This is a genomic window from Reyranella humidisoli, assembly GCF_019039055.1.
Taxonomy (GTDB): Bacteria; Pseudomonadota; Alphaproteobacteria; order Reyranellales; family Reyranellaceae; genus Reyranella; species Reyranella humidisoli.
In genome coordinates this window covers 205,403-230,756 of sequence record NZ_JAHOPB010000003.1, presented here as the reverse complement: position 1 = coordinate 230,756, position 25,354 = coordinate 205,403, and the positions used below count along the sequence as shown (strand labels likewise).

At 66.5% G+C, this 25,354-nt stretch carries 30 protein-coding genes, 2 tRNA genes and 1 riboswitch; of the genes, 15 read left to right on the top strand and 17 right to left on the bottom strand.

Annotation, left to right across the window (positions count from 1 at the left end):
- The first annotated feature begins 11 nt into the window (after positions 1 to 11).
- Genes KQ910_RS24630 through mdcB form a run of 5 tightly spaced genes read left to right on the top strand, consistent with a single transcriptional unit; the run spans position 12 to position 3,461 of the window.
- The gene (locus tag KQ910_RS24630) at positions 12 to 335 is read left to right on the top strand and encodes a malonate decarboxylase acyl carrier protein (RefSeq protein WP_216966310.1); all 324 of its coding nucleotides are present in this window, start codon (positions 12 to 14) and stop codon (positions 333 to 335) included.
- Complete coding sequence (locus tag KQ910_RS24625; protein WP_216966308.1) at positions 332 to 1,207, top strand: biotin-independent malonate decarboxylase subunit beta; 876 nt, start codon at positions 332 to 334, stop codon at positions 1,205 to 1,207. The genes KQ910_RS24630 and KQ910_RS24625 overlap by 4 nt, the downstream gene beginning before the upstream one ends.
- A gap of 6 nt (positions 1,208 to 1,213) precedes the next feature.
- Complete coding sequence (locus KQ910_RS24620; RefSeq protein ID WP_216966306.1) at positions 1,214 to 1,954, top strand: biotin-independent malonate decarboxylase subunit gamma; 741 nt, start codon at positions 1,214 to 1,216, stop codon at positions 1,952 to 1,954.
- A complete protein-coding gene (gene mdcG / locus KQ910_RS24615) occupies positions 1,951 to 2,586 on the top strand; it encodes a malonate decarboxylase holo-[acyl-carrier-protein] synthase (protein WP_216966304.1) in 636 nt (211 codons plus the stop codon). Before KQ910_RS24620 ends, mdcG begins: the two co-directional genes overlap by 4 nt.
- The gene (gene mdcB / locus KQ910_RS24610; RefSeq protein WP_216966302.1) at positions 2,583 to 3,461 is read left to right on the top strand and encodes a triphosphoribosyl-dephospho-CoA synthase MdcB; all 879 of its coding nucleotides are present in this window, start codon (positions 2,583 to 2,585) and stop codon (positions 3,459 to 3,461) included. Before mdcG ends, mdcB begins: the two co-directional genes overlap by 4 nt.
- Here the strand turns inward: mdcB and KQ910_RS24605 are convergent.
- Positions 3,413 to 4,036 carry an HAD-IA family hydrolase gene (locus tag KQ910_RS24605; protein WP_216966300.1) on the bottom strand — a complete coding sequence of 208 codons (624 nt, stop codon included), beginning with the start codon at positions 4,034 to 4,036 and terminating at the stop codon, positions 3,413 to 3,415. The genes mdcB and KQ910_RS24605 overlap by 49 nt on opposite strands.
- Positions 4,037 to 4,080: 44 nt before the next feature.
- On the opposite strand from KQ910_RS24605, the gene KQ910_RS24600 reads away from it, so the two are divergent.
- Positions 4,081 to 4,635 (top strand): GNAT family N-acetyltransferase, encoded by a 555-nt coding sequence (locus KQ910_RS24600; protein ID WP_229600962.1) that lies wholly within the window; start codon positions 4,081 to 4,083, stop codon positions 4,633 to 4,635.
- Here KQ910_RS24600 and KQ910_RS24595 read toward each other — a convergent pair whose 3' ends face one another.
- Positions 4,636 to 5,250 carry a TetR/AcrR family transcriptional regulator gene (locus KQ910_RS24595; RefSeq protein WP_216966296.1) on the bottom strand — a complete coding sequence of 205 codons (615 nt, stop codon included), beginning with the start codon at positions 5,248 to 5,250 and terminating at the stop codon, positions 4,636 to 4,638. It abuts the gene before it with no gap.
- A gap of 114 nt (positions 5,251 to 5,364) precedes the next feature.
- On the opposite strand from KQ910_RS24595, the gene KQ910_RS24590 reads away from it, so the two are divergent.
- Positions 5,365 to 5,991, top strand: coding sequence for a LysE family translocator (locus KQ910_RS24590; RefSeq protein WP_216966294.1), 627 nt, complete (start codon positions 5,365 to 5,367; stop codon positions 5,989 to 5,991).
- Here KQ910_RS24590 and KQ910_RS24585 read toward each other — a convergent pair.
- From KQ910_RS24585 to KQ910_RS24545, 9 genes are all read right to left on the bottom strand, one after another.
- Positions 5,988 to 6,404, bottom strand: coding sequence for an ExbD/TolR family protein (locus KQ910_RS24585; protein WP_216966292.1), 417 nt, complete (start codon positions 6,402 to 6,404; stop codon positions 5,988 to 5,990). The two genes, KQ910_RS24590 and KQ910_RS24585, sit on opposite strands and share 4 nt — an antisense overlap.
- A gap of 12 nt (positions 6,405 to 6,416) precedes the next feature.
- Entirely contained in the window at positions 6,417 to 7,145 is a 729-nt protein-coding gene (locus KQ910_RS24580) for a MotA/TolQ/ExbB proton channel family protein (RefSeq protein WP_216966290.1), read from the bottom strand.
- Positions 7,146 to 7,156: 11 nt separating this feature from the next.
- Entirely contained in the window at positions 7,157 to 7,951 is a 795-nt protein-coding gene (locus tag KQ910_RS27110) for an energy transducer TonB (protein ID WP_216966288.1), read from the bottom strand.
- A 22-nt stretch (positions 7,952 to 7,973) separates the two neighbouring features.
- Complete coding sequence (locus KQ910_RS24570) at positions 7,974 to 8,672, bottom strand: PepSY-associated TM helix domain-containing protein (RefSeq protein ID WP_216966286.1); 699 nt, start codon at positions 8,670 to 8,672, stop codon at positions 7,974 to 7,976.
- The gene (locus tag KQ910_RS24565) at positions 8,672 to 9,355 is read right to left on the bottom strand and encodes a Fe2+-dependent dioxygenase (RefSeq protein ID WP_216966284.1); all 684 of its coding nucleotides are present in this window, start codon (positions 9,353 to 9,355) and stop codon (positions 8,672 to 8,674) included. Before KQ910_RS24565 ends, KQ910_RS24570 begins: the two co-directional genes overlap by 1 nt.
- Positions 9,356 to 9,378: 23 nt before the next feature.
- Positions 9,379 to 11,667, bottom strand: a complete 2,289-nt coding sequence (locus KQ910_RS24560; protein WP_216966282.1) for a TonB-dependent receptor — start codon at positions 11,665 to 11,667, stop codon at positions 9,379 to 9,381.
- Between the two features lie 156 nt (positions 11,668 to 11,823).
- Positions 11,824 to 11,900, bottom strand: a tRNA-Arg gene (locus KQ910_RS24555).
- Positions 11,901 to 11,934: 34 nt separating this feature from the next.
- Positions 11,935 to 12,237 carry an ETC complex I subunit gene (locus KQ910_RS24550; protein ID WP_216966280.1) on the bottom strand — a complete coding sequence of 101 codons (303 nt, stop codon included), beginning with the start codon at positions 12,235 to 12,237 and terminating at the stop codon, positions 11,935 to 11,937.
- Positions 12,238 to 12,263: 26 nt separating this feature from the next.
- Positions 12,264 to 12,340 (bottom strand) — tRNA-Pro (locus KQ910_RS24545).
- An 83-nt stretch (positions 12,341 to 12,423) separates the two neighbouring features.
- Here KQ910_RS24545 and KQ910_RS24540 point away from each other — a divergent pair.
- A complete protein-coding gene (locus KQ910_RS24540) occupies positions 12,424 to 12,831 on the top strand; it encodes a DUF2237 family protein (RefSeq protein ID WP_216966278.1) in 408 nt (135 codons plus the stop codon).
- Here KQ910_RS24540 and KQ910_RS24535 read toward each other — a convergent pair.
- The gene (locus KQ910_RS24535) at positions 12,828 to 13,721 is read right to left on the bottom strand and encodes a PhzF family phenazine biosynthesis protein (protein ID WP_216966276.1); all 894 of its coding nucleotides are present in this window, start codon (positions 13,719 to 13,721) and stop codon (positions 12,828 to 12,830) included. The two genes, KQ910_RS24540 and KQ910_RS24535, sit on opposite strands and share 4 nt — an antisense overlap.
- A gap of 1 nt (position 13,722) precedes the next feature.
- Positions 13,723 to 15,390, bottom strand: coding sequence for a formate--tetrahydrofolate ligase (locus tag KQ910_RS24530; protein WP_216966274.1), 1,668 nt, complete (start codon positions 15,388 to 15,390; stop codon positions 13,723 to 13,725).
- A gap of 72 nt (positions 15,391 to 15,462) precedes the next feature.
- On the opposite strand from KQ910_RS24530, the gene KQ910_RS24525 reads away from it, so the two are divergent.
- Positions 15,463 to 16,122, top strand: coding sequence for an O-methyltransferase (locus KQ910_RS24525; RefSeq protein WP_216966270.1), 660 nt, complete (start codon positions 15,463 to 15,465; stop codon positions 16,120 to 16,122).
- Positions 16,123 to 16,130: 8 nt separating this feature from the next.
- On the opposite strand, the gene KQ910_RS24520 is transcribed toward KQ910_RS24525, so the two are convergent.
- Complete coding sequence (locus tag KQ910_RS24520) at positions 16,131 to 16,625, bottom strand: DUF192 domain-containing protein (RefSeq protein ID WP_216966268.1); 495 nt, start codon at positions 16,623 to 16,625, stop codon at positions 16,131 to 16,133.
- A gap of 81 nt (positions 16,626 to 16,706) precedes the next feature.
- Positions 16,707 to 16,810, top strand: a riboswitch (TPP riboswitch).
- On the opposite strand from KQ910_RS24520, the gene KQ910_RS24515 reads away from it, so the two are divergent.
- The 3 genes from KQ910_RS24515 (at position 16,807) to KQ910_RS24505 (ending at position 19,192) form a co-directional block, all read left to right on the top strand.
- Complete coding sequence (locus KQ910_RS24515) at positions 16,807 to 17,514, top strand: ABC transporter ATP-binding protein (protein ID WP_216966266.1); 708 nt, start codon at positions 16,807 to 16,809, stop codon at positions 17,512 to 17,514. Its footprint overlaps the riboswitch before it by 4 nt.
- Positions 17,511 to 18,248, top strand: a complete 738-nt coding sequence (locus KQ910_RS24510) for an ABC transporter permease (protein WP_216966264.1) — start codon at positions 17,511 to 17,513, stop codon at positions 18,246 to 18,248. The genes KQ910_RS24515 and KQ910_RS24510 overlap by 4 nt, the downstream gene beginning before the upstream one ends.
- A 2-nt stretch (positions 18,249 to 18,250) precedes the next feature.
- Positions 18,251 to 19,192 (top strand): ABC transporter substrate-binding protein, encoded by a 942-nt coding sequence (locus KQ910_RS24505; RefSeq protein ID WP_216966261.1) that lies wholly within the window; start codon positions 18,251 to 18,253, stop codon positions 19,190 to 19,192.
- Between the two features lie 10 nt (positions 19,193 to 19,202).
- On the opposite strand, the gene KQ910_RS24500 is transcribed toward KQ910_RS24505, so the two are convergent.
- Positions 19,203 to 19,721 (bottom strand): cold-shock protein, encoded by a 519-nt coding sequence (locus KQ910_RS24500; protein ID WP_082751885.1) that lies wholly within the window; start codon positions 19,719 to 19,721, stop codon positions 19,203 to 19,205.
- A 124-nt stretch (positions 19,722 to 19,845) separates the two neighbouring features.
- On the opposite strand from KQ910_RS24500, the gene KQ910_RS24495 reads away from it, so the two are divergent.
- Both KQ910_RS24495 and KQ910_RS24490 read left to right on the top strand, forming a co-directional pair.
- A complete protein-coding gene (locus KQ910_RS24495; protein ID WP_216966259.1) occupies positions 19,846 to 20,724 on the top strand; it encodes an SDR family oxidoreductase in 879 nt (292 codons plus the stop codon).
- 191 nt (positions 20,725 to 20,915) lie between these two features.
- Complete coding sequence (locus KQ910_RS24490; protein ID WP_216966257.1) at positions 20,916 to 21,551, top strand: hypothetical protein; 636 nt, start codon at positions 20,916 to 20,918, stop codon at positions 21,549 to 21,551.
- A 19-nt stretch (positions 21,552 to 21,570) separates the two neighbouring features.
- On the opposite strand, the gene KQ910_RS24485 is transcribed toward KQ910_RS24490, so the two are convergent.
- Positions 21,571 to 23,370: an IlvD/Edd family dehydratase gene (locus tag KQ910_RS24485; RefSeq protein ID WP_216966256.1), complete on the bottom strand. Its 1,800-nt coding sequence runs from the start codon at positions 23,368 to 23,370 to the stop codon at positions 21,571 to 21,573.
- Positions 23,371 to 23,469: 99 nt separating this feature from the next.
- Between KQ910_RS24485 and KQ910_RS24480 the strand changes: the two genes are divergently transcribed.
- Complete coding sequence (locus KQ910_RS24480) at positions 23,470 to 24,402, top strand: sugar kinase (protein ID WP_216966254.1); 933 nt, start codon at positions 23,470 to 23,472, stop codon at positions 24,400 to 24,402.
- On the opposite strand, the gene KQ910_RS24475 is transcribed toward KQ910_RS24480, so the two are convergent.
- Positions 24,377 to 25,354 carry a sterol desaturase family protein gene (locus KQ910_RS24475; RefSeq protein ID WP_216966252.1) on the bottom strand — a complete coding sequence of 326 codons (978 nt, stop codon included), beginning with the start codon at positions 25,352 to 25,354 and terminating at the stop codon, positions 24,377 to 24,379. The two genes, KQ910_RS24480 and KQ910_RS24475, sit on opposite strands and share 26 nt — an antisense overlap.

Genomic DNA, 25,354 nt, shown 5'->3' with positions numbered 1-25,354 from the left:
GACCCGTCACCATGGAAAAGTTCGCCAAGGCTTTCCCGTCGAAGCCCTTGCCCTCGAAGACGGCCAAGCCATGGGCGCTCGCCGGCGTGGTGGGTTCCGGCAATCTCGAAGTGCTGGTCGAGCGCGGTGGCAGGCCCACGGACACGATGCAGTGCCACGTCGAGACCTCGATCCCGGGCTACAAGGCGTCGTGGCTCGCGGCCCTCGCCGACTTCGCCCACCACTATCCCGCCGGCGGCACCAAGGTCACGATCAACGACCAGGGCGCTCCGCCCGTGCTCGTCAATCTCCGCCTGCGCCAGGCCTACGACCATCTGACCAAGGGCGACAAATGAGCGGCGTACTTTTCCACGAACAGACCGCGCGCCAGCGCATCGCGAGCCTCGCCGATGCGGGCTCCTTCGTCGAGCTGCTGCCGCCGCCGGAACGTATCACCAGCCCCTATCTCGCCCAGCTCGGCATCCCGGTGTCGTTCGACGACGGCATCGTGATCGGGCACGCCAAGATCGGCGGCAAGAAGATCTACCTGGCAGCTCAGGTCGGTCAGTTCGTCGGCGGGGCCGTCGGCGAGATACATGGCGCCAAGCTCACGGGCCTGTTCAAGGCCGCGGCGCGCGACAAGGTGCCCTGTGTCCTCATCATCGAGAGCGGCGGCGTGCGCCTGCACGAAGGCTCGTCCGGCGAGATCGCCATTGCCGAAACGATGCGCGCCATCTTCGAATGCCGCGCCCTGAAGGTCCCGACCATCGCCGTCATCGCCACCGACATCGGTGCCTACGGCGGCATCGGCATCCTGTCGACCTGCTGCGACTACCGGATCATGACCGAGCACGGGCGCCTGGGTATCTCGGGTCCGATTGTCATCGAGAAGTGGATGGGCAAGAAAGCCTACGACTCGGCCAACCGCGCGCTGGTCTGGAAGACGAGCGGCGGTAAGACCAAGTATCTCCTGGGCGATGCCGACGCACTCGCGCACGACTCGCCCGAAGCCGTGCGCGACGCCATCGCCAGGCTGCTGACCAAGTCGAGCGCGGTCAGCCTCGCCTCCGTGAAGGCGCGCCAGAAGGACCTGGAGAAGCGGCTGAAGAAGTTCGGCACGACCAACGATCCCGATGCCGTCTGGAAAGGCATGGGCGTGCGCGACATCCGGGCTGCGTCACTGGCCTCCGGGCCGGAATTCGCCGCCCTCGCAAAGCGTGGGAAGTAACCGGCCATGAAGAAGACCACTCCCAAGAAGCCGTCTGCCCGCGCCGTCCTGGCGCGCCTGTTCGGCGCCTCCTCCAAGGGCATCGCGATCGAGAAGTCGGTGCTGACCGGTTACGCCACGGTCGGCGGCGGCAAGGTCTGCGTCATCGGCACCTGCGACGGCACCTACATCGACAACGCCGCCGCGCTGCGCCTCGCCGCGCACGTGATCGAGTGCATCGAGAAGCAGCCCAAGACGCCGATCATCATGCTGGTCGACAGCGCCGGACAGGAGCCCAATCGCGTCGCTGAGATGCTGGGCCTCGCCAGCTACTTCGGCCATCTCCTGTCGTGCCTCGAACTGGCCCGGCGCAAGGGCCACAAGCTCATCACCGTTGCAACCGGCCAGGCCGTCGGCGGCGCCTTCCTGTGCTACGGCATGTTCGCCGACCGCATCTATGCGCTCGACTCGGCCAGCGTCGGCCTGATGCCCATCGCCGCCATGTCGGCGGTGACGAAGATCCCGGCGGCCGTGCTTCAGAAGCTCTCGAAGACCATGCCGTCGCTGGAGTTCGGCGCCGCGCCCTTCGCGCTGCTGGGCGGGGTCCAGGATGTCTGGTCGGCCAAGGACGACGTGCAGGCCAAGCTTGCCCAGGCGATCGCTACGGCGACCTCCGAGGACAATCGCGCGGAACTCGGAAAGAAGCGCGGCGGCCGCAAGCTCGCCCTCGACATCCGAAAGAAGGTCCTCGCCGAATCGGCGCGATGACCGGTCTCCGGCGCCACACGCTGGTCTGGCTGTCGCAGGTCCCCGAGACGGAAACCCCGGACGACCGTGCCCGGGCAGTGGCCTGGCACGGGGCGGAGCGCCCCTTCGTCGTGACGCGGCGGCGCAACGAGGGCGCCGCTGTCGGCTTGGGATTCTGCACCACGGAGGCGGCTCATCCCGAACTGAGGCCCCGCCGCGTCGCGGCCTGGACGGATGCGGGCCGCATCGTCCGGCAGGCGCGCCCACCCGCCCTCGCCGAGGTCGCTCGCTGCCCCGCGGCGCAGGCGCGAGCCGACTCTTTCGACCGCCTGCGCGCGGCCGCGATGGGCGCCGGCCTCGACATCCGCGTCTACGGGAGCTGGATGTGGCAGGCCCTGACTGGCGAGCGCCACGTACACGAGGGCTCGGACCTCGACGTGGTGATCGACGTCCCCGGCCTCGAGGCCGCCAACCATGCCGCCGTGTTCCTCGCCCGAGAGGAGCAGGGTCTCGCCTTCCGCATCGACGGCGAACTCTCCTTCCCGGGTCTCGGCGAGGTCCAGTGGCGCGAGATCCTGCAAGATCGGGACGAGGTGTTGCTCAAGTCGGTCGATACGCTGCAACTCGTGCCCCGTGCGCGCCTGAACCGATGAGCCCGGAAGACCAGGCTCTCGCCCGGGCCGCCGTGGCGGCAATGCGCGACGAATTGCGGGCTTACCCGAAGCCCGGACTCGTCAGTCCCGTCGATACCGGTGCCCATGACGACATGGACTTCGACCTGATGTGCCGGTCGGCCGATTCCCTGCTGCAGCCCTTTGCAGCCCTCGCCGCCGCCGGCCGGGCCGCCGAGCGCTTCGAACACGCTCTCATGCCGCTCGGGATCGAGGCCGAACGCGGGATGCTCGCTGTCACGGGCGGCGTGAACACCCATCGCGGCGCCATCTTCTCGGTCGGCCTCATGGTTGCAGCCCTCGCGCGAACGCAGGCGCTCGGGTTGGAGGTGACGCCGATCGCCGTCCGCGAGGTACTGCAGGATACGTGGGGCGCTTCCCTCCAGGCCCATGCCACGCGGGACGGCGCAACCAGCCATGGTGCCGAGGTACGCCGCCGCACGGGCCGCGACGGTGCACGCCGGGAAGCGGCCCTCGCCTTCCCCAGCGTGTTCGAGACGGGCATCCCCGCTTATAGGGCGGCGCGGCAGGCCGGCCTCGACGACAATGCCGCCAGCATCGATACACTGTTCACGCTGATGGCGGCGGTCGACGATACGACTGTTCTCTATCGCGGCGGCCTTGAGGCCGGATCTTTCGTGCGCCAGGCGGCGGCGGGATTCCTGGCCGACGGTGGCTGCCGCGGGAACGGCTGGTTCGAAAAGGCACAGGCGCTGCATCGCAACTTCGTCGAACGGAACCTGTCGGCCGGCGGCTGCGCCGACCTGCTGGCCTGCACGCTCCTCGTCTCCCGGTCCTGCGGAGAATCTCAGCCCCAGCCGGCCAGCGCCCGTTCGAGGCTCTCCGGCCCGCGATAGAGCATCGCGCGCCAGCCGGCCATGCGCGCACCGTCGACGTTGCTCGCCTTGTCGTCGACGAACAGGATCGACTGCGCGACGGTCACCCCCATGCGCGCCTGGGCGTTCGTATAAAAAACCCGATCGGGCTTGCAGACGCCCAGCGCCGCCGAATAGACGATCTCATCGAAATGCGCGCCGAGGCCGAGCTCGTCGCGCAAGTAGGCGATGCGGTGATGCTCCTGGTTGGTCGCCGCGAAGACCCGGCCTCCCGTACGCTTGCGCCAGGCGTCGGCCTGGGCCAGGACGCCGCGATCGATGTCGGAATCCTTCTCGAACCAGTAGGAAACGAACTCCTCCAGCCGGTCGGCCAGTCCCTTCGTCTCGAAATACTCATGCAGCGCCACGTAGAGATCGAGCCTTCCCCGCAGCACTTCCATGAATTCGGGCTTGAGAAAGAATCCGGGCGCCAGCTCGGTATCGTGATCGAGCCCCCAATCCTCCTTCAAGGTCGCATACCAGGGGTTGGGCGAGCCCGGCTGCGCGAGCGAGACGACGCCGTCGATGTCGAGGACGAGGATGGGGCTGGCACTCATGATCGGCCATGCTACAGCACCCGCCGTGCCGAAAGGATAGTCCGTTGCAGCTCATCGTTCCCGACCTCGCCCATCTCGACGGCTATGCCGATGCGCTGCGCCGCGGCTGGTCGCCCGACAATGTGCGACTCGACGAGGCGGCCCGGGAGGAGCTGGCGCGCATCCAGGCTGATCCGGCCGCTTTCGTGGCCTCGCTCGACGACCCGGAGGCCAGAGGCGGCGACATCACCCTGCCCGATGGCACGATGGTAAAGCGCATGCCGGGCTACCGTCGCTGGATGTGGGACGGCGCGTTCTGCGGCTCGATCGGCTTTCGTTGGCAGCCGGGGACGGCGGAACTCCCCACCTATGTGCTGGGCCACATCGGCTACGCCGTGGCGCCCTGGAAGCGGCGGCACGGCTACGCCACCCGGGCGCTCGGCCTGATGCTGAAGGAGGTCGCGCGGCACGGGCTGCCGCATGTCGACCTGACGACCGATCCCGACAATCTGCCGTCGCAGAAGGTCATCACGGCCAATGGCGGCTTCCTGGTCGAGCGGATCACCAAGGTCGCCGCCCATGGCGGCACCGAGGCGCTGCTGTTCCGCATCGCTCTTTGACTATCGAGCGGCGCGCACGACCGTCTCGGCCATCGCCGCCAGCACCGCCAGCCCGCGCGACTTCAGCGCCCGGGAGGAATCGCGGCCGCCGATCTCGCCTTCGAGCACCAGGGTTATGAAGCCGTGCATGGAGGCCCAGGCGAAGTCGGCCATACGTTGCCGGACCTCTCCCGAAGCGTCGGCCAGCGCCTCGTCGACGATGGCGGCCTGCAGGCGGCGGACGCCACCGGCCCCCGCTTCGCCGTCCTTGAGATCGATGCGGTTGGCCTCGCGACTGAACATGAGCTGGAAGAGCGCCGGGTTGGCGGCCGCGAAGGCCATGTAGCCCACGCCCAGTCCCACCAGGCGCGCCGCCGCCTCGCCCTCGATCCGCTCGGCCTCGGTGATCATGGTTGCCGTGAGTTCGGCAAAGCCGCGCCGCACCAACTCGGCCAGCAGATCGTCCATGGAAGCGAAATGATGCGCGGGCGCGGCATGCGAAACCTCGGCCCGGCGGGCGCATTCGCGCAGCGTGAAGCCGCGGATGCCTTTTTCCTCGAGCAGCTTGCGTCCCGACGCGACCAGCGCCTCGCGCAGGTCGCCGTGGTGATAGGCTCGCGGTTTGTCTGGGCTCATCTGAATTCCGGAAAGATCGAATACACCTCGATCTTGACGATGGAAAGAGGCCAAATTCTGGCTGACGCTTTCCTTCGCGCGTGGCTTGATCGGTTCTCGCCTTCAGGAGTGAGCATGACCTTTGAAACCTGGGCCGCCTTTGCCGCGGCGTCGAGCATCCTTCTGGTGATCCCGGGTCCCACCGTCTTGCTGGTCGTGTCGTATGCCCTGGGCCAGGGTTGGCGGACGGCCCTGCCGATGGCGGTCGGCGTGGCGCTGGGCGACTTCACGGCCATGACGCTTTCGATGCTGGGTCTCGGCGCCCTGCTCGCCACCTCGGCCACCCTGTTCACGATCCTGAAGTGGGTGGGCGCTGCGTACCTGATCTATCTCGGCATCAAGCTGTGGCGTGCCGGCGGCACGCTCGACGCCCCGCCGCGCACCGATGCCGTATCGGCCGCGAAGATGCTGGGCCATGCCTGGTTGGTGACGGCGCTCAACCCCAAGAGCATCACCTTCTTCGTGGCCTTCCTGCCCGCCTTCCTCGACCCTAGGGCGGACTTCCTGACCCAGATGCTGGTCTTCGAGACGACCTTCCTGGTGTTGGCCTTCGCCAATGCCTTTGGCTACGCGCTGGTCGCCTCTCGTGCCCGGCGCCTGGCCTCGAACCCGCGCGCCATCGGCGTGGTCAACAAGGTGGGCGGCGGCCTGCTGGTCGGCGCCGGCGTCGCCACGGTGAGCTTCGCCGGCTCGCGGAGCTAGCGCGTCGGCTCGCTGACGAAGGCGATCTTGGAGAGACCGCCCTTGGAGGCATCGGCCAGCGTCTCCATCACGTAGCGGTAGGGCACGGTGGCGTCGGCGCGGAGATAGACCTCCGGCTGCGGCCGCTTGCGGCCGGCCTCGGCGAACTTCTCCAGCGCTTCGTCACGGGTCAGCCGCTCGCCGCCCCAGTACAGGGCGCCCTGCGCGTCGATCGCGAACTCGATCTTCTCCGGTTTCTGCAGGTCGGCGTTGGCCGTCGCCTTGGGCAGGTCGAGCTTGACCACGTTGGTGAGCAGCGGCGCGGTCACGATGAAGATGACCAGCAGCACCAGCACCACGTCGATCAGCGGCACCATGTTGATCTCCGCCATCGGCGAAGACGAGGATTTGCGTTCGAAGCTTCCGAAGGCCATGTCCCGGCTCCCTCAGTTCACGGCCGCGAGCGGCACGCCCGGCTTGCGGCCGGCCTGCAGTGCGCGGCCCATCGACAGGAAGGTCAGCAGCTCGAAGGCGAAGGCGTCGAGCCTGGCCGTCAGCACGCGGTTGGAGCGGGTCAGCCAGTTGTAGCCCATCACCGCCGGCAGGGCGACGGCGAGGCCGATGCCGGTCATGATCAGCGCCTCGCCGACCGGACCGGCCACCTTGTCGAGCATGCCCGAGCCCGACATGCCGATGGCGATCAGGGCGTGATAGATGCCCCAGACCGTGCCGAACAGGCCGACGAACGGCGCGGTCGCGCCGATGGTGGCCAGCATGGTCAGGCCGTTCTCCAGCGACGTCGTCTCCTCGTCGAGCACCTTCTTGATGGTGCGCGTCAGGAACTCGGTCTCGCTGCCCGCCTCCTCGAGCTTGGCCGCACCGAACTTCGCGTGATGCGCCTGCGCGTGCAGCGAATGCGCCGTGAGATGCCCGAACGGCTCCTGCACGCCGTGGATGCTGAGTTCGTTCTGCACCTCCTCGAGCGAGGTCGCGCTCCAGAAGAAGTTCAGGAACCTGCGGCTGCGTCCCTGCCGGATGAGCTGCCCGATCCCCTTGTAGATGATCAGGTACCACGAGATCGCCGACATCACCGCCAGCACGCCCAGCAGAACCTTCGCGACGATGTCGGCCTGCGCGAGGAAATGGCCGAAGCCCAAACTCGATGCGTCGCCCATGCGATACTCTCCTACTGCAACACGAACTTGATCGGAACGACCACCAGCACGGCCTGCGGCAGTCCGCCCGGTGCGTAAGGCTTGAACTGCGCGGCGCGCACGGCGGCGAGCGCGGATTGGTCAAGCGCCGGAAAGCCCGACGAGGACTGGAGCGAGACCTGGGCGGGGCGGCCGGTGACGTCGACCAGCACACGGACCATGGCCGTTCCCTGCTCGTTGGCCCGGCGTGAGGCGTTCGAATAGACCGGCTTCGGCGACACGAGCCAGCCAAGCTGGGAGGCGTCGACCGTGCGAGGCCCGGCTGCCGCGGCAGGTGCAGCCTGCTGCGGAGTCGCATCGACCGGCGCGGCCGGGCGCGCGGGCTGCGGAGGCCTCTTCTGAACCGGCTTCGGTTCAGGCGGCTTCGGCTCGGGCTTTTTCTCCGGCGGCGGAATGTTCGGTGGCGGGGGCTCATCCGGCGGCGGCAGGTCGATCCTGGCCAGCGGAAACTCCGGCGGCGGCAGGTCGGGTGGCGGCGGCTCGACGATTGTGGCCAGTTCGGGCGGTGGCGGTTTCAGGTCGACCGGCGGCGGCGGCTCGGAGTCCTCGATCTCGGGCTGGGCCGGTGCGTCGGCTGGGACGATCCGCACTTCCATCGGAGCCACGTCGCCCACGATCAGCGGCAGCGGCTCGAACTGGGTGAGCGCCCAGCCGCCGCCGACGTGGAAGAAGATCACGAAGACCACGATGGCCACCCGCGCCGTCGACGACAGCGGCTCGCGCGACGGGCCAAGTGGGCCGGGGGCCACCGGCGGAACGGAAGACACGGACTCTTGCATCAAACGCTCACTACAACTCGAGCGGGCTGATGGCGAGTGCCACCGTTGCGGCCACGGCCACCGCGAAAATCGTGATGCCGACCGCACGCTTGCGGTGGGTCTCCCACCACAGGATCACGCCGCTGACCGACAGGAAGATCATGCTGCCAGCCAACGTGTCGATCAACAGGATCCACGGTACGGGCATGGCCGTGCCCTTGTGCAGGTTGACCAGGGTCGCGATGAACCCATTCTGCGTGGTACGCACCGAAAGCGACTTGTTGCCGACCCAATACTCGGCCTGAACCAGATGGTTGGGCCCACCGAAGTTCATCACCCAGCGCTCGGGTTGTTGCAGGGGCCGGGCAGCGCCCTCGCCCGCACCGCCGCCCCCGGGAGTCCGCTCGGTCCAGGGTACCGCACGCGCCCGCTCGACCCGCGCCAAGTTGGGACCGCGATCGATCTTCAGCGTGTCCTTCAGCCACTGGCTCATCGCCGCGATGTTGGCCGGCGCAGGATCGGGCAAGGCGATCTGGGCGTTGACCTGCTTCTGATCGGGCAATTCGAGTTTCATCACGCTGCGATGATTGAGCCAGATGCCGCTCAGGCCGAACATCAGACCGAGCAACGCACCCCACAGCCCGAACCAGCCATGCGTCTTGCGGACCCAGCGCACGAAGGTCAGCCGGCGATTGACCCGGTTCGCGCCCGCGGCTGTGGCGACAGCCATCAGGTCTCGCTCCATTGCCGCACGAGGTTGTGGTAGCAGCCGATCAGCGAGCGGCGCGCCATCTCGTCGGCATTGGTCTCGTTCAGGCGCTGGATGGCGTTGTCCATGTCGTGCAGCACCGATCGCTGGATGTCGTCGCGAATCAGGCTCTGCGCCCAGAAGAAGCAGGCCGTGCGCACGCCGCGTGTGATCGGCGCCACGGAATGCAGGCTGGTCGCCGGATAGACCACCATGTCGCCCGCCTTGAGCTTGACACTGTGCTGGCCGTACGTGTCCTCGATCTGCAATTCGCCGCCGTCATAGTCCTCGGGATTGCTGAGGAACAACGTGGCCGAGACATCGGTCCTGAGCTTGCGGCCGGTATGCGGGTTGATGCGCACGCTGCCGTCGACATGCGCCCCGAACTTCATCCCCTCGCCGTAGCGATTGAACATAGGCGGGTAGATCTCGTTCGGCAGCACTGCACTGATGAAGACCGGATGGACCTCCAGCGCCGCGCCCACGATGCGCTGGCACGCGATCGCCGTTTCAGACCGCTCGTCGATCTGCTGGTTGAACTTCACCGGAGCGCCCTGGTAGCCGGCGGTCACGCGACCGTCGACCCAGGCATTCGAGCGCTCCAGCCGCTCGCGCAGACTGACGAGCTGCGCGGCGTTGAGGACGTTGGGAACACAGACGAGCATGACGGGCGGCGGCTTCCGTCAGATCACAGGCGGTAATTGAGCGTGATCATCCCCGTCAACCCGGAGCCGACGACCGCGCGGCCGCCGTCCGAGGCGATGACGCCATCGTAGTAGGTCGTGTTGAACAGGTTGTAGACGTTCAGCCGCACGTCGTAGGCCGGCTGCTTGTAGGCAGCCGTCAGGTCGACGCGTGTGTAGGCCGGCACGACGACGGTGTTGGTATTGTTGGCGTAGCGCTGGCCGACATAGAAGAAGCCGCCGCCGACCTCGTAGGTCTCGTTGAACGTATAGGTCGTCCAGAGGTTTGCCGTGTCCCTCGGCGTGTTGAGCGGCACCTTGCCGGTCGTGTTGCCCTGGCCGTTCTGGTAGTTCAGGCCCTGGATGATGACGCCGTTCAGATAGGCGTAGCCGCCGAAGACCTGCCATTCCGGCGTGATCCTTCCGGAGAAGCCGGCACGAGCGCCGCTAACCTGCACGTTGCCGGCCGGCGAGAAGGTGCCGTCGGGATTGGCTGTGCGGGCGTTGTTCTTGATGATCGAGAAGACCGCACCGTTGAGCGACAGGTTGCCGCCGAGCAGCTCGTACTTGACGCCGGCTTCCACACCCTTGTTGTTCTCCGGCGGCAGGTTCTGCGTGCCTGTCGTGGAGGTGAGCTGCTCGAGCGAGGGATTGAACGAGGTGCTGTACGACACGTAGTAGGACTGTGCCGGCGTCGGTTCGTAGATGACGCCGCCACGGACGCTCAGGAACGTGTCGGTTTGCTGCAGTCCCGCGACCGCCGTATTGCCGGCCGTGTTGTTGCGATTTATCGAATTGGCGATCTGGGCCGCGTAGTAATCCCATCGAAGTCCGGCGACGACCTTCAGTTCGGGAAGGAGCTGGATGGTGTCGTTGGCGTAGAAGCCCGCGCCCCAGGCGTTTGAGGACGCATAGTTTCCGAAAACCGTCGCGACATTGCCCGGCGTATTGGCGCCGACCGTGTAGCCCGCCGGCGTGCAGCCGACGGAACCGGCCGGCAGCGCGTTGCCGAAACACGTGCCCGTGCGGCTCATCTGCTGGTTGGTGTAGGATTCGTAGTTGATGTCGACGCCCATCAGCAAGGTATGGCCGACCGAGCCGGTGTCGAACCTGGACAGGACCTCGGTCTGGTTCTCGATCGTGATGTCGTTGATGTTGCGGTCGCGGCTGAGCTGCCGGACCCAGAGATTACCGAGTGGCTGGGCGCTGTACGGGACGTTGCCGGTGAGGTTCGCCGCCGCGACGAAGCGGTTGCCGTTGCCGAGCGTGCCGACGAAGCCGCCCGAAGTTTCACGGACGGACGTATTCACCCAGACGAACTCCGTCTGATTGCGAAGGCTCATGTTGGGCGAGATCTTGTGCTCGATCAGGCTCTGCAGGGCGATGACGTCCTGCTCGGTATAGTCGTCGTTGAAGCCATAGGCAGTATTGGGCGGCGCCTTGAGCGGGAAGCCGTTCAGGTTCGGCACGCCGTAGTTCACCTGGTCCTTGCGGTGCTGCAGGATTGCGCCGAGCGTGATCTCGGTCGGCGTGCCGATGCCGAGCTTGACCGTCGGCGCCAGGCCGAAATCCAGCACGTTCGTCTGGTCGACGGTCGAGGCCTTGCCGACCTGGAACATCGCCGACACGCGCGCTGCGTTGTTCTCCTGGAAGGGCGTGTTCACATCGGCCGTCGTGCGCACGAGGCCGTTGGTCGTGGCCTGGACGCTGAGTTCGTTCGCCTGCTTCAGGAACGGCTTCTTGGTCACCTGGTTGATGACGCCGCCGGTCGAGCCGCGGCCGAACAGCATCGAGGACGGGCCCATCAGGACCTCGACCTGCTCCAGCGCAAAGACGTCGCGGTAGTACTGGCCGCGATCGCGCATGCCGTCGAGGTAGAGGTCGGTACGGGCCGAGAAGCCGTTGATGTTGATGTTGGTGCCGATGTTGCCGCCTTCGGCCGAGCCGATCGTGACGCCCGGCGCGTTGCGGACCGCGTCCTCCAGCCGCGTGACACCCTGCGACTGCATCAGGGCCCGGTTGATGACGACCACCGACTGCGGCACGTCCATCAGATTGGCCGCGCCGAGACGGTTGATGGAGCCGCGGGTAACCTGGAAATCTTCGCTGGGACGGCTGCCCGTCACCGTCACGGTCTGCATCGTTGCCGGTGCGCCGGACGGATTGGCCGGCTGGTTCTGGGATGGATCGGCTGGCGGAGACGTTGGCGTTTGGGCGGTTTCCTGCTGGGCCATCGCCGCGGGGGCTACGAGCAATCCAACAAGGGCGGTTTTTACCGGTACGCGCTTCACCATGTCTTCTCCCCAGAAGCAAACTCACCTCCCCTCAATTGGGGAGAATGCGAGTTATTATCATGCAAAGAAAATGGCACTGATAATGAATCGCACCTCTTGGAGGGAATCAGCCGTGCAAGAGAGTGACACACCGACTGCAATTGATTTTCGAAAGAATGGCGCGCCCGGTTGGATTCGAACCAACGACCTACCGCTTAGAAGGCGGTTGCTCTGATCCCCTGAGCTACGGGCGCCTGCCGTTCCAATTCCATGCCAGCGGCATTCAATTCAGTGCGTCCAGCGACCGACGCGAGTGTAGGCGAAATTGTCGGCGTAGGCCTTGGCCCGCACCGGCCGGCTGTGCGGCTGCTCGACCGTGTACTGCCAGCCGTTCTTCTCGGCATGGGCCTTCGCTTCTTCCAGCGTCGGGAAGAACAGGCGGACCTGCTGCATCGTGTTGCGCGAGCTCGTCCAGCCCATCAACGGGTCGATCTCCTTGCGCGACGGCTCCGGCTCCAGCACCCACTCATGGGTATTGCCGGTTCCGGACTGCATGGCCGTCTTGGCCGGCTTGAAGATGCGAACCTGCATGGCTCTCGCTACTCCGTTTTCGGGCGTGGTCGGGGCGGCCGGATTCGAACCGACGACCTTCTGCGCCCAAGGCAGACGCGCTACCAGACTGCGCTACGCCCCGCCGATACACCTCTATGACGCGAGGGTTTCTACCAGCGGCCCTCTCCGCTCGAAAGGGCAAATTCCAGATGCTACGATAGGTCCATGTTCGATCAGACGCCCGAGCAGGGCCGCCCGGGCCGTGCCCCGTCCATAAATGTGCTCGGCGGCGTGCTGAAGCCCTGCTCCACCCGGCCGGTTACCGGATTCTACCGCGACGGCTGCTGTAACACAGGCGCCGAGGATCTCGGTCTGCACACGGTTTGCGTGGTCCTGACCGCCGAATTCCTCACCTTCTCCAAATCCCGGGGCAACGACCTCAGCACGCCGATGCCGCAATACGGCTTCCCCGGCCTCAATCCCGGCGACCGCTGGTGCCTCTGCGCCAGCCGCTGGAAGGAAGCCTACGACGCAAATGCGGCGCCCCAGGTCGTTCTGGAGGCCACCCACGCCGTCACGCTGCAGGTGGTCTCGCTCGCCGCCCTGAAACAGCACGCCTTCAGGCCGAATTAGCCAAGTTCGGCTTCGCCCCGCAGCACCGGTACGCACTGGCCGGCAATGGTGGCCCGGATGCCATCCGCCGCGCGGCGCGCGACGACCCGCAGCAGGCTCGGGCGCCCCATGACCACGCCCTGATGAATGTCGAGGCACAGCTCCGGCTCGCTGGTCAGCGACAGGAGCAGCGCGCCGAGCGGTCCAGCGGCGCTTCCCGTCGCGGGATCCTCGATCGTGCCGCCCAGCGGCGCGAACATGCGGGCCTGAACGCTGCCCGGCCCGTCATGGGCATAGAGGTAGAGGCCGAGCCGGCCGTTGAGGGCCGGGGTCTGTTCCAGGGCCTGACGGAAGGACGGGAAATCCGGCGTCGCCCGTGACAGAGCCGCGGGCTCGACCTCAACGATGACGAACGGATTGCCGAGCGACGCGCCGACGGGCTTGTGGGCACCGGCGCGGATGTCGGCCGGCTGCAGGCTGGCGCAGGCAGCGACCGTCGCGACCGGCAGTTCCGGCCCCAGCGACAGCGGCTGCGGCGCGGCGATGGTGGCGCCGACCGGCATGCCCGAGGCGTCGCGCTCGACGTCGATCTCGACGAGGCCGGCCAGTTCCTCGAACAGGAGCTTGCCCCCTTTGTCCCTGCCCTGCTGCGCCAGCACATAGGCCGTGCCGACGTTGGGATGGCCGGCGAACGGCATCTCGCGCGTGCGCGTGAAGATGCGCACCCGCGCGGTGTGCGCCGGATCCTCCGGCGGCAGCACGAACGTCGTTTCGCTCAGATTGAACTCGGCTGCGAGCGACTGCATCTCGGCGTCGCTCATGCCACGCGCATCGGGAAAGACCGCGAGCGGATTGCCGCCGAAGCGCGTGGTGGTGAAGACGTCGACCGTGACGAACGAATAGGTGCGCATCTCAGAAAATCCCGTCCACTTCGCCATTCTCGGTCAGGCGGATCCGCTCCGCCGCCGGCACCCGCGGCAGGCCCGGCATGCTCATGATCTCGCCCGCCATCGCGACCACGAAGCCGGCACCGGCCGACAGACGCACTTCGCGGATCGGCAGCACGTGTCCGGTCGGCGCGCCGCGCAGTTCGGGGTCGGCGGCGAAGCTGTACTGCGTCTTGGCGATGCAGACCGGCAGCTTGCCGTACCCCGCCGCCTCCAGCGCCTTGAGACGCCGCTTCGCGGGCCCCGCGATGGACACGCCCGACGCGCGATAGATCTCGGTCGCAATGGTCTCGATCTTCTCGGCCAGAGGCAGCTCGTCCGCATAGAGCGGCCTGAAGGCGGCCTTGCCTTCGTCGATGGTCCCGACTGCCGCACGCGCCAGTGCCTCGGCGCCCGCACCGCCCTTGGCCCAATGCTCGCACAGGTAGGCCTTGGCGCCAGCCTCCGCGCACTTGGTCTCGATCAGTTCCAGCTCGGCCGGCGTGTCGGTCAGGAAGCGGTTGATGCCGACCAGCACGGGCAGGCCGAACTTCCGCAGATTCTCGACATGGCGCAACAGGTTCGGCAGGCCACGTTCGACCGCGCCGACGTCCTCCTTCTCCAGCGCCTTCTCGTCGGCACCACCGTGCAGCTTGAGCGCGCGCACGGTGGCCACGACCACGGCGAGTTCGGGCTTCAGCCCGGCCTGGCGGCACTTGATGTCGAGGAACTTCTCCGCCCCCAGGTCCGCGCCGAAGCCCGCTTCCGTGACGACATAGTCGCCCAGCGCCAGAGCTGCGCGCGTGGCGATCACGGAGTTGCAGCCGTGCGCGATGTTGGCGAACGGGCCGCCATGGATCAGGACCGGATTGTTCTCCAGCGTCTGCACGAGATTGGGCTTGGCTGCATCCTTCAGAACGGCGGCCATGGCGCCGGCCGCCTTGAGGTCGCCGGCGGTGACCGGCTTGCCCTCGCGGGTCTCGGCGACGACGATTCGCGCCAGCCGCTGCTCGAGGTCCTCGAGGTCGTTGGCCAGGCATAGGATCGCCATCACTTCCGAGGCCGTCGTGATGTCGAAGCGCGCCTGTCGCGGGAAACCGTTGGCGACGCCGCCCAGGCTGACGACCGTGTCGCGCAGCGCGCGGTCGTTCATGTCGAGCACCCGGGGCCAGAACACGCGGCGGGCGTCGATGCCCAGCGCGTTGCCCCAGTAGATATGGTTGTCGAGCATCGCCGCCAGCAGGTTGTGCGCCGTCGTGATCGCGTGGAAGTCACCGGTGAAATGCAGGTTGATGTCGGCCATCGGCACGATCTGCGCCTGGCCGCCGCCGGTGGCGCCGCCCTTCTGGCCGAAGCACGGGCCGAGGCTGGGCTCGCGCAATGCGATGGCCGTCTTCTTGCCGATGCGGGCGAGCGCGTCACCGAGGCCGATCGTGGTCGTGGTCTTGCCCTCGCCGGCCTTGGTCGGGTTGATCGCCGTCACGAGGATCAGGTGGCCTTGCTTGTGGTTCCCGAGCGACTTCACATAGTCGCCGTCGAGCTTCGCCTTGTCGCGACCATAGGGTTCAAGTGCATCTTCCGGAATGCCGAGGCGGCTGGCGACTTCCTTCATTGGCTTCTTGATTGCGCGCCGTGCGATCTCGATATCCGACATACCCGCTCCCACCACTCCAATTCAGGGGGGCGACCGTAGCGAGACTGGAGTGGCGAGCCAACAGGAGAGAGCATGAAGAGCTGGCCGAGAATCGACGGTGCCTTGAGCGACTATGTCGATATCAACTGGCTGCGCGAGCCGCCGCTGCGCCGCCGGCTGCGCGAGGAGACGGCGACCCTGCCCCGCGCCGGCATGCAGATATCGGCCCATCAGGGCCAGCAGATCGGCCTGCTCGCCCGAACGATCGGCGCCCGGCGTGCCGTCGAGGTCGGTACCTTCACCGGCTACTCCTCGCTATGCATCGCCGAGGCGCTGCCGTCAGACGGCAAGCTCTGGTGCTGCGATGTCAGCGCCGACTACACGAAGGTCGCGCGTCGTTACTGGAAGGAAGCCGGCGTCGAGAGCCGCATCGAACTCACGATCGGACCGGCGCTCGCCACGCTCGACTGGCTGCTGGCCCAGGGGCTGACCGGCCAGCTCGACCTCGCCTTCATCGACGCCAACAAGGACGAGTACGACGCCTACTACGAGCGCTGCCTGAAACTGGTGCGAAAAGGCGGCCTGGTGCTGATCGACAATGTCCTGTGGGGCGGTTCGGTCGCCGATCCCACCGACGTCGATCGAGATACGCAGGCGCTCCGCGCCCTCAATGCCAAGCTCAAGACCGACCAGAGAGTCGACATCGCCCTGCTGGCCGTCGGCGACGGCATGAGCTGCGCGTTTAAGCGCTGAACCAGGCGCTAGGCGTTGCCAAAGATCGGGTGGAGGACCTTGTCGCCCGGCTTGATGCCCAGGAGCTTGGCGCTGCCACCGTTGATTTCGAGGACGGCGCGCACGGGGAACTGGCTGGGAATCGTCTCAGTCGAATGCGGCACGGCATTGGCATGGATCGACTTGATCGTGCCATCGGCGGCAATGAAGATCATGTCGAGCGGGATCAGCGTGTTCTTCATCCAGAAGCTGACCGGCGCTTCCTTGTAGAAATCGAACAGCATGCCCTCGTAGGGCCCGAGCTTCTCGCGGAACATCAGGCCGCGCGCCCGCTGCGTATCGTCCAGCGCCAGATCGACGTCGAACTTGATGTCCCGGCCGCCGGACACCACCACGAGCGACGAGCGCTTGAAGTGGACATCGCTACCGCCCTGTTGCGCCTGCGCAAGCCCGCCGGCCAGCACGAACGGCGCCGCGAGGAAAAGACGCCGACCGAGCGGCGACTTGGAAACTGCTTGAACCATACCCATGGCATAGAGCGTGGACGGCGATTTCGTCAAACCGATGACGCTTGCGTGAAGGGAGACGCCTGACCATAGTGGCGTCCGCTCATCGGGGGGAGCCGCGCCGCGCGGCTGAGAGGTCCGGAAGGACGACCCCGAACCTGATCCGGTTAATGCCGGCGTAGGGACTGGTGGCTCGTCAATGTCTTCTCCTGCCCTCTCCGTGCGTTCGGCGCACATCGTTCTCGACGGCCATGTCGTGGCGGAGAACCTGTCGCTCGACTTCGCGGCCGGCTGCACGACCTGCCTGCTGGGCCGCAGCGGCGTCGGCAAGACCTCCCTGCTTCGTCATCTTGCCGGGCTGCTGCCGGGCACCGCGCCGGCCGGGCCGGTGGCCTACATGGCCCAGCGCGACCTGTTGCTGCCATGGCTGTCGGTGCTCGACAACGTGCTGCTTGGCCATCGACTGCGCCGCGACGAGACCGCGCGCCGCTCCGCCGAACCGCGCGCCCGATCGTTGCTCGCGGAGGTCGGCCTGGGTGACCGTCTCGATGCCCTTCCGCAGACCCTCTCCGGCGGCATGCGCCAACGCGCGGCCCTTGCCCGCACGCTTTGCGAAGACCGGCGGATCGTCCTGATGGACGAACCGTTCGGCCATCTCGACGCCGTCACGCGCTTCGACCTGCAGGACCTCGCCGCCAGGCTCCTCGAGGGCCGCACGGTCGTGATGGTAACGCACGATCCGCTGGAAGCGCTGCGCATGGGTCACGAGATCCGCGTGCTGTCCGGCAATCCCCTCGCCTCCGGTCCGCTCATCGCACCGGTGGGCGCGGTGCCGCGCGATCCCGCCGATCCGGAACTGCTCGCCCTCCAGGCACGGCTGATCCAGGAATTGAGGCGCGGCTCGTGAGACCACTGATCACCGCCCTCGGATTGCTGGTCGCGTGGGAACTGCTGGTCTGGCTGACCGGGGTGCCGCCGTACATCCTGCCACCGCCCTCGCGTGTCGCCGTCGTGCTGATCGACCGCCGCGAACTGCTGATCGAGCAGGCCGCATGGACGGCGGCCGAGATGATCCTCGGTCTGGCGCTCGGCCTGTTCCTGGGCGCCGCCCTTGCAGTGCTGTTCGCCGCGTCGGCTGGCTGGCGACGGTGGGCGCTGCCGCTGGTGATCGTCTCGCAGGCCGTGCCCGTGATCGCGGTCGCGCCGCTGCTCGTCCTCTGGCTGGGCTACGGCATGGCCTCCAAGGTCGCGATGGCCGCCCTCGTGATCTTCTTTCCCGTGGTCAGCAGCCTATATGACGGATTGCGCCGGACCGATCCGGGCTGGCTCGAACTGGCGCGAACGATGGACGCCTCGCCGCGCGCCATCCTCCTGCAGATCCGGCTGCCGGCCGCCCTGCCCGCCTTCGCCTCGGGCGCGCGAATCGCCGCCGCCGTGGCGCCGATCGGCGCGGTGATCGGCGAATGGGTCGGCGCCAGCGCCGGCCTCGGTTTCCTCATGACGCAGTCGCTCGCGCGCGGCCAGACGCCGCTCGCCTTCGCTGCCCTCTTCATCCTCTGCCTGCTCGGACTCGCTCTGTACGTTGCGACGGACCGGCTGGCGCGACGGCTCGTGCCCTGGCAACCCTTTCAAGGAGACTGACCATGCCCTTCGTGACCCGACTGATCGCCGTACTCGCTTTGTGTTGCCTGGCCCTTCCGGCCAGCGCGCAGGACAAGGTACGGATCCTGCTCGACTGGTTCGTCAATCCAGACCATGCCGCTCTGGTTATCGCCAAGCAGCGCGGCCTGTTCGGGAAGCAGGGCCTCGACGTCGAGCTGATCGCGCCGGCCGATCCCAACGCGCCGCCCAAGCTGGTCGCCGCCGGCCAGGCCGACTATGCCCTCTCCTATCAGCCGACACTGCAGATGCTGGCAGCCGAAGGGTTGCCGCTGGTGCGCGTCGGCGTGCTGGTGGCCCAGCCGCTCAACTCGCTGGTCGCGCTAGAGGACTCACCCGTGAAGACCATCGCCGACTTCAAGGGCCGCAAGATCGGCTTCTCGGTCTCGGGGTTCGAGGAGGCCGTGCTGGGGGCGATGCTGGAAAGCGCGGGCCTCACGCTCAAGGACGTGACCCTGGTAAACGTCAACTTCGCGCTCACCACCGCGCTGATGAGCCGACAGGTCGATGGCGTCATCGGCGCCTTCCGTAATTTCGAGCTGAACGACCTCGAACTGAACAAGGCAAAGGGCCGGATGTGGCTGGTCGAGAAGCACGGCGTGCCGGCCTATGACGAGCTGGTGATCCTGGCCAAGCGCGAGACCGTCGACGCCGCCCGCACGAAGAAGCTTCTCGCGGCGCTCGCCGAAGCCACCACCTGGCTGACGGCCAATCCCACAGAAGCCTGGGCCAGCTTCTCGAAGTACGGCAAGGATCTCGACAACGATCTCAACCGGATGGCGTGGAAGGATACGGTACCGCTGCTGGCTCCGGATCCCGCCGCGCTCGATCGCGCGCGCTACGCCACCTTTGCCGAGTTTCTCGTGAAGCGCGGTCTGATCAGGCAGGCGCCTCCGCTCGACAGCTACCTGCGCGAAATCAAGTAGGAACCTTCAGTTAGGCGCCGCGGATCTCGACGACCTGAAGGCCTTTCTGGCCTTCGGCGATGCGGATCATCACCTTCTGGCCCGGCGCCAGCGATTCCATTCCATGCCGCCGCAGAACGGCGGCATGCACGAAGATGTCGCCGTCGGCCGCCTCGCGCGTGACGAAGCCATAGCCGCGCTCGTTATTGTACCATTTCACCAAAGCGGTGATGTAGTCGCCCATTGCGATGCCGTCTGGAATGGGCGGCGGCTTTGCAGTCGTGGCAACGGCGGTCGACGAATCGACCTCTATGACCCTCATGACCTGCCAACCCTTCGGGCCGCGGACACCGGCGCACACTACGGTTGCACCGGGCTTGAGATCCTCATGCCCGGATTGGCGTAGCGTCGTTACATGCAGGAACGCGTCGCTGTTATCACTGTCGAGGGCCAAGAACCCAAAACCCTTGACGGCGTTGAACCACTTGACCTTACCACGCAGCTCAACCGTACCGACGTCCCCGCTCGTCTCTCCCAGATGGGTCGTCATTCAACGATCCCGTGTTGTTATGCGGAAATCGTAAACGTGCTTTGCGAAGGAAGCAACAGTCCTTGTATGGGATTGCCGCCTCACGCTAGACGATTCACCAGAAGTGTTTCGGGAGGAGCCGTAGATGTTCAAGACCGACCTGTTCAAGGGCAAGCGATTTCTCATCACCGGCGGCGGTACGGGCCTCGGTCGCATGATGCTGGAGAAGTTCGTCGAGCTGGGTGCAGACTGTGTGATATGCGGCCGCCGCGGCAGTGTCCTCGAAGAGACGGCCAAGCAAGTGATGGAGAAGAACCCCGGGCGCCGGGTGGATTTCCATTCGGTCGACATCCGCGTGGCCACCGCAGTGGAGGAGATGATCGATCAGATCTGGGCCACCGGGCCGCTCGACGGTCTGGTGAACAATGCCGCCGGCAACTTCATCTCCCAGACCAAGGACCTCAGCCCCCGCGCTTTCGACGCCATCGCCAACATCGTCTTGCACGGCACGTTCTACATGACGAATGCCTGCGGCAAGCGCTGGATCGCCGAGCAGCGCAAGGCGAGTGTCCTCAGCATCCTCACGACCTGGGTATGGACCGGCAGCCCCTTCGTCGTGCCGTCCGCCATGTCGAAGGCCGGCGTCGCCGTCATGACCCAGAGCCTGGCCGTCGAATGGGCACGCCATGGCATCCGTCTGAACGCGATCGCGCCGGGCCCCTTCCCGACCGAAGGTGCCTGGGCACGGCTCAATCCGCTGCAGGAAGGTAACGACTCGCGCTACAACACGCGCAACCCGATGGGTCGCGTCGGCCGGCCCAGCGAGCTCGCCAACATGGCGGCCTTCCTGATGAGCGAGGAGGTCGAGTACATCAACGGCGAGGTCATCGCGATCGACGGCGCCATGGGCATCATGGGCAACGGCACGTTCTCCAACATGATGTCCTACAGCGAGCAGGACTGGGTTCGCATTCGCGAACAGATCCAGTCGACCAACGCCGCCGACAAGGTCAAGCGCAGCTAGCCAGGGTTGATTCGCGGCCCCTGCCGACCTGTGGCATTCGCGCCACAGGTCGGCACGATTGAGAAACGCCACCCCGCCGAAGTGCTAGGGTGGCAGCGTTCCTGGGGCTCCGGCCTCAATTGAGCCAAAGTGTCATGGTGTTTGTAGGCTCCTGAAAAAGAGCAATTTCCGGGTCCCCGAGAGATCCAATCGTGCAGTCCAGTAACAAGCCGGCCAACCGCTTCGTCCCGCATTTGCCCCGTCGGCAGATGCTGTTCATGGGCAGTGCCGTGGCCGGCATGTCGATGGTCCCGGCGGTCTTTGCCCAGAGCATCGACGCCCGCCACTGGCAGGGCACCACGGCCGTCACGAGGCAGCCCGAGCACGTCGTCGCCACCACCATCGCCGAATGGCGCAGCCTGTGGAGCCGTGTCGGCTCCCCCGCCCCCGACATGTTCGAGGCCGGCCGCATGAACGCCGTCGGCATTTTTCTCGGACGGCGCGGCAGCGAAGGCTACGCGGTGAACATCCTCTCCACGGCTCGCCGGCGCGACCGGATCGTGGTCGTCTTCGAGGAGCGTATGCCTGCCGAGATGATGATGGCCCAGCGCGCCGCCCCCCGCCCGGTGGCTGTGGGGCCGCTGACGAACGGACCCGCAGCCTCGAGCGCCCCCTCGGCGTTGCCGCCCGGTGTCTCGGGTTTCGCCGCACCCGGCGGATCGGCTGCGCTGTCCGCGCCACCGCCCCCGACGGCCCGTCCGGTAGGTCAGCCGACCTCTCCCTGGGCGATCATCCTGATAAGCCGGGCCGATCTCCCGGTTTCGGTCGAGCAGCGCCTCTTCCGCTGAAGCCGCCCTGTGCCGGCACTCAGTGCGAGTGCCGCGGGACGCCCTTCGTCTTCGCGATCTTCTGATAATTCACCGCAAAGTCGAGGCAGGCGCCGCTGGCGAGCTGGCCGACGAACTTGCGCTGCAGCTCCTGCCATGGAGTCTGGCTGGGCACGACGTTGGGCTTCCACGCCTTCTTGCGCTTCGCCAGTTCCTTGGCCGTGATCATGATGTTCGCCGTACGCCTGCCGATATCGACCCGGACCCTGTCACCCGTCTCCAGCAATGCGAGCCAGCCCCCCACGGCCGCTTCCGGCGAGGCGTTCAGGATCGACGGGCTGGCCGAGGTGCCACTCTGGCGGCCGTCGCCAATACACGGCAGCAGCAGGATGCCGCCCTTCACCAGCCGGTCCGGCGGCAGCATGTTCACGACCTCTGCGGCGCCGGGATAGCCGACGGGGCCGGCATTGCGGATGACCAGAATGCTGTTCTCGTCGATCGGCAGCTTCGGGTCGTTGATGCGGTGGTGGTAGTCCTCCGGCCCCTCGAACACGATCGCGGTACCCTCGAAGGCGTCCCGGTCTCCCTTGCGCTCGAGATACTTCTCGCGGAATTCAGCCGAGATCACTGAGGTCTTCATGATCGCGGAATCGAACAGGTTGCCGCCCAGAACCGCGAAGCCTGCCTGGTCGAGCATTGGCTTGTCGTAGGTCTTGATCACCTCGCCATCGGCCTTGATCGCATGGCGCAGGTTCTGCGCCATGGTCTTGCCCGAGACGGTCAACGCATCGCCATGGATCTTCTTGCGATCCAGGAGCTCCTTCATCACGGTCGGCACGCCGCCGGCACGATGGAAAGCCTCGCCGAGATACTTGCCGGCGGGCATGCAGTTCACCAGCAGCGGGATATCGTAGCCGACCCTGTCCCAGTCCTTGTTCTCGAGCTTCACGCCGATATGGCGCGCGATGGCGTTGACGTGCGGCGGGCAATTGGTCGAGGCGCCCAGAGCGCTCGCCGCCACGATGGCATTCTCGAAGGCCTTGCGCGTCAGGATGTCGGACGGCTTCAGGTCTTCCCAAACCATGTCGACAATGCGCTTGCCCGTCTCGTAGGCCATCTGGCCCCGCTCCTTGTACGGGCCGGGGATCGCCGCGCAGCCCGGCAACGACATGCCGAGCGCTTCCGCCATGCTGTTCATGGAGAGCGCCGTGCCCATCGTGTTGCAATGACCGACGCTGGGCGCGCTCGACGCCACCATCTCGATGAACTGCTCCATGTCGATGCGGCCCGCCGCCAGTTCCTGGCGCGCATACCAGACGATGGTGCCCGAGCCCGCGAGGCCGCCGGCGAAATGGCCATCCAGCATCGGCCCGCCCGAGAGCACGATCGCCGGAATGTCCACGGTGGCCGCGCCCATGATCATCGCCGGCGTGGTCTTGTCGCATCCGGTCGTCAGCACGACACCGTCGAAGAAATAGCCGTAGAGGCACTCGACGAGGCTGAGATAGGCAAGGTTACGGTCGAGCGCCGCCGTCGGGCGCTTGCCGGTTTCCTGAATCGGATGAACGGGAAATTCGATAGGGATGCCGCCGGCATCGCGGATGCCGTCGCGCACGCGCGTGGCCAGGTCGAGATGGTGGCGGTTGCAGGGCGACAGGTCGCTGCCGGTCTGGGCGATGCCGATGATCGGGCGGCCGCTGCGCAATTCGGCGAGCGTCAGGCCGAAGTTCATGTAGCGCTCAAGATAGAGCGCAGCCATCGTCGGGTCGCCCTTGGCGTCGAACCATTCGCGGCTGCGCAACGGGCGCTTGCCGCCGTTGCCGTTCTTCTTCTTGGCCATCCGCTTCCTCCAGATTTGTTGCCGCAACCCTGGGAGAAGGCGTGCGGGAAGTCCAGCGCATCGCTTGAGGTTCACCCTGTGGCGTGAGAAATCTCGGCCATGGCACCCTCCCCCGACATCGTCTGCCTCGGCGAACCCCTGATCGAATTCAACCGCCCGAAGGAAGGCGACGGCCGCACATGGCTGCAGGGCTTCGGCGGAGACTCCCAGAACGTAGCGATCGCGGCGGCGCGTCAGGGCGCCTCGACCGGCTACCTGACCGGCGTCGGCCAGGACTGGATGGGCGACGCGTTTCTCGACCTCTGGAAGAGCGAGGGCGTGGATGCTTCGAGGGTCACGCGCCACCCGACGGCGCCGACCGGCGTCAGCTTCGTCACGCACAGCGCGGCCGGCCACAAGTTCGACTATCTGCGCAAGAATTCCGCGGCTTCGCTGATGACGCCGGACACACTCGCCGCCGACTACATCGCCGGCGCCAGAGTGTTCCACCTGTCCGCCATCGGGCAGGCGATCAGCGACAGTGCCCGCGCGACCTGCGATGCCGCCATCACTGTTGCGAAGACGTCAGGCGTGAAGGTGTCCTACGACACCAACCTGCGGCTCCGCCTCTGGGACCTCGACGTCGCGCGGAAGGTGATCGACGCTACCATCGCGCGTTGCGACATCGCTCTCCCCAGTCTCGACGATTCCCAGCAGCTCACCGGGTTGCAGGAGCCCGAGGCGATCGCCGCCTACTATCTCGGTCTCGGCGCGCCGCTGGTGGCGCTGAAGTTGGGCTCGGAAGGCTCGCTGATCGCCACGCGCCAGCGCCAGGTCCGCATCCGGCCGTACAAGGTCGAGGCGGTCGACGCCACGGGGGCGGGCGACACGTTCGACGGCGCGTTCCTGACCCGCCTGCTGGCCGGCGACGATCCGGAGACCGCAGCGCGCTATGCCAATGTCGCGGCGGCGCTGTCGACCACGGGCTACGGCGCCGTGACGCCGATGCCGCACAAGTCGGACGTGCTCAGCGTGCTGACGCGCGCCGGCTGAACCGGGGCAGCAGCGCCCGCACGAAGCGACCGAACACCGTCGCCTGCTGGGCAAACCAGCCGCGACCGTTGTCGGCATCGGCGGCGGCATCGTCGACGCCGGTCGGCCGGTGCTTCTCATCGTAGATCGCCGTGCCGAACAGAATGTCCCAGATCGGGAACACCGGCGCGAAATTGTGGTCCTGGATGTGCCGCTCGGTCGGCGTCGACAGGGCATGGTGCAGGCGGTGGAAGCGTGGACCGACCAGCAGCCGCTCGCCCAGCCAGCCGAACGACATGTCGACGTTGGCGTGCGACCAGCTCTCGACCAGCCGGCCGACCATCAGGATCACTACGTATTCGCCCGGCTGGACGCCCACGAACTGCGAGAACAGCACGAGCGCCAGCGTGACGATCAGGTCGTCGATCACGTGGTTTCGGTCGTCGGTCCATACCGTCATGCGTCGCTGGCTGTGGTGCAGGCTGTGCAGCGCCCACCACCATCCGAAGGCGTGCTGTCCCCGGTGAAGCCAGTAGGCCGCAAAGTCGTAGAGCACGAAATAGACGAGGAACGAGAGCAGGTCGTTGTCCCCGATCCAGGGCAGCAGGCGCTCCAGGCGCGGCGGCATGTAGCCCCACGTCCGCACCGTCAGTTCGATCTCCTGCACCACCGGGTAGGTCAGGATGAAGATGGCAAGCGGGACGATGCCAAGCTTGTTCAGCACCGTGTAGACGCGGTCGACCATGATGAGCCTGTCGTCCTCGCCCGACTTCTCGAGCGGCCAGCGGCGCTCGAAGAAGCGCATGCCGATCGCGATCACGGCGATCTGGACGAGGCCCAGCATGACGAACTCGACGGCGCTGTAGCCCGGCTCGTACCAGGCCATGAGGCCGAAATGAAAAAGGACGGGACTGACGAGGGTCTCGAACAGCCAGGCCTGGACGTTGACCCAGAGGTCGATCAGCTCGCGCAC

Excerpts from the sequence above, each read along its gene's own strand:
- KQ910_RS24560 (WP_216966282.1), bottom strand. The coding sequence starts at position 11,667 with ATGGTGAAGCGCGTACCGGTAAAAACCGCCCTTGTTGGATTGCTCGTA.
- KQ910_RS24565 (WP_216966284.1), bottom strand. The coding sequence starts at position 9,355 with ATGCTCGTCTGTGTTCCCAACGTCCTCAACGCCGCGCAGCTCGTCAGT.
- KQ910_RS24580 (WP_216966290.1), bottom strand. The coding sequence starts at position 7,145 with ATGGGCGACGCATCGAGTTTGGGCTTCGGCCATTTCCTCGCGCAGGCC.
- KQ910_RS24495 (WP_216966259.1), top strand. The coding sequence starts at position 19,846 with ATGTTCAAGACCGACCTGTTCAAGGGCAAGCGATTTCTCATCACCGGC.
- mdcB (WP_216966302.1), top strand. The coding sequence starts at position 2,583 with ATGAGCCCGGAAGACCAGGCTCTCGCCCGGGCCGCCGTGGCGGCAATG.
- KQ910_RS24500 (WP_082751885.1), bottom strand. The coding sequence starts at position 19,721 with ATGACGACCCATCTGGGAGAGACGAGCGGGGACGTCGGTACGGTTGAG.
- mdcG (WP_216966304.1), top strand. The coding sequence starts at position 1,951 with ATGACCGGTCTCCGGCGCCACACGCTGGTCTGGCTGTCGCAGGTCCCC.
- KQ910_RS24515 (WP_216966266.1), top strand. The coding sequence starts at position 16,807 with ATGTCTTCTCCTGCCCTCTCCGTGCGTTCGGCGCACATCGTTCTCGAC.
- KQ910_RS24595 (WP_216966296.1), bottom strand. The coding sequence starts at position 5,250 with ATGAGCCCAGACAAACCGCGAGCCTATCACCACGGCGACCTGCGCGAG.
- KQ910_RS24485 (WP_216966256.1), bottom strand. The coding sequence starts at position 23,370 with ATGGCCAAGAAGAAGAACGGCAACGGCGGCAAGCGCCCGTTGCGCAGC.
- KQ910_RS24530 (WP_216966274.1), bottom strand. The coding sequence starts at position 15,390 with ATGTCGGATATCGAGATCGCACGGCGCGCAATCAAGAAGCCAATGAAG.
- KQ910_RS24550 (WP_216966280.1), bottom strand. The coding sequence starts at position 12,237 with ATGCAGGTTCGCATCTTCAAGCCGGCCAAGACGGCCATGCAGTCCGGA.
- KQ910_RS24630 (WP_216966310.1), top strand. The coding sequence starts at position 12 with ATGGAAAAGTTCGCCAAGGCTTTCCCGTCGAAGCCCTTGCCCTCGAAG.
- KQ910_RS24585 (WP_216966292.1), bottom strand. The coding sequence starts at position 6,404 with ATGGCCTTCGGAAGCTTCGAACGCAAATCCTCGTCTTCGCCGATGGCG.
- KQ910_RS24620 (WP_216966306.1), top strand. The coding sequence starts at position 1,214 with ATGAAGAAGACCACTCCCAAGAAGCCGTCTGCCCGCGCCGTCCTGGCG.
- KQ910_RS24570 (WP_216966286.1), bottom strand. The coding sequence starts at position 8,672 with ATGGCTGTCGCCACAGCCGCGGGCGCGAACCGGGTCAATCGCCGGCTG.
- KQ910_RS24480 (WP_216966254.1), top strand. The coding sequence starts at position 23,470 with ATGGCACCCTCCCCCGACATCGTCTGCCTCGGCGAACCCCTGATCGAA.
- KQ910_RS24590 (WP_216966294.1), top strand. The coding sequence starts at position 5,365 with ATGACCTTTGAAACCTGGGCCGCCTTTGCCGCGGCGTCGAGCATCCTT.
- KQ910_RS24625 (WP_216966308.1), top strand. The coding sequence starts at position 332 with ATGAGCGGCGTACTTTTCCACGAACAGACCGCGCGCCAGCGCATCGCG.
- KQ910_RS24540 (WP_216966278.1), top strand. The coding sequence starts at position 12,424 with ATGTTCGATCAGACGCCCGAGCAGGGCCGCCCGGGCCGTGCCCCGTCC.
- KQ910_RS24520 (WP_216966268.1), bottom strand. The coding sequence starts at position 16,625 with ATGGTTCAAGCAGTTTCCAAGTCGCCGCTCGGTCGGCGTCTTTTCCTC.
- KQ910_RS24525 (WP_216966270.1), top strand. The coding sequence starts at position 15,463 with ATGAAGAGCTGGCCGAGAATCGACGGTGCCTTGAGCGACTATGTCGAT.
- KQ910_RS24605 (WP_216966300.1), bottom strand. The coding sequence starts at position 4,036 with ATGAGTGCCAGCCCCATCCTCGTCCTCGACATCGACGGCGTCGTCTCG.
- KQ910_RS24505 (WP_216966261.1), top strand. The coding sequence starts at position 18,251 with ATGCCCTTCGTGACCCGACTGATCGCCGTACTCGCTTTGTGTTGCCTG.
- KQ910_RS24535 (WP_216966276.1), bottom strand. The coding sequence starts at position 13,721 with ATGCGCACCTATTCGTTCGTCACGGTCGACGTCTTCACCACCACGCGC.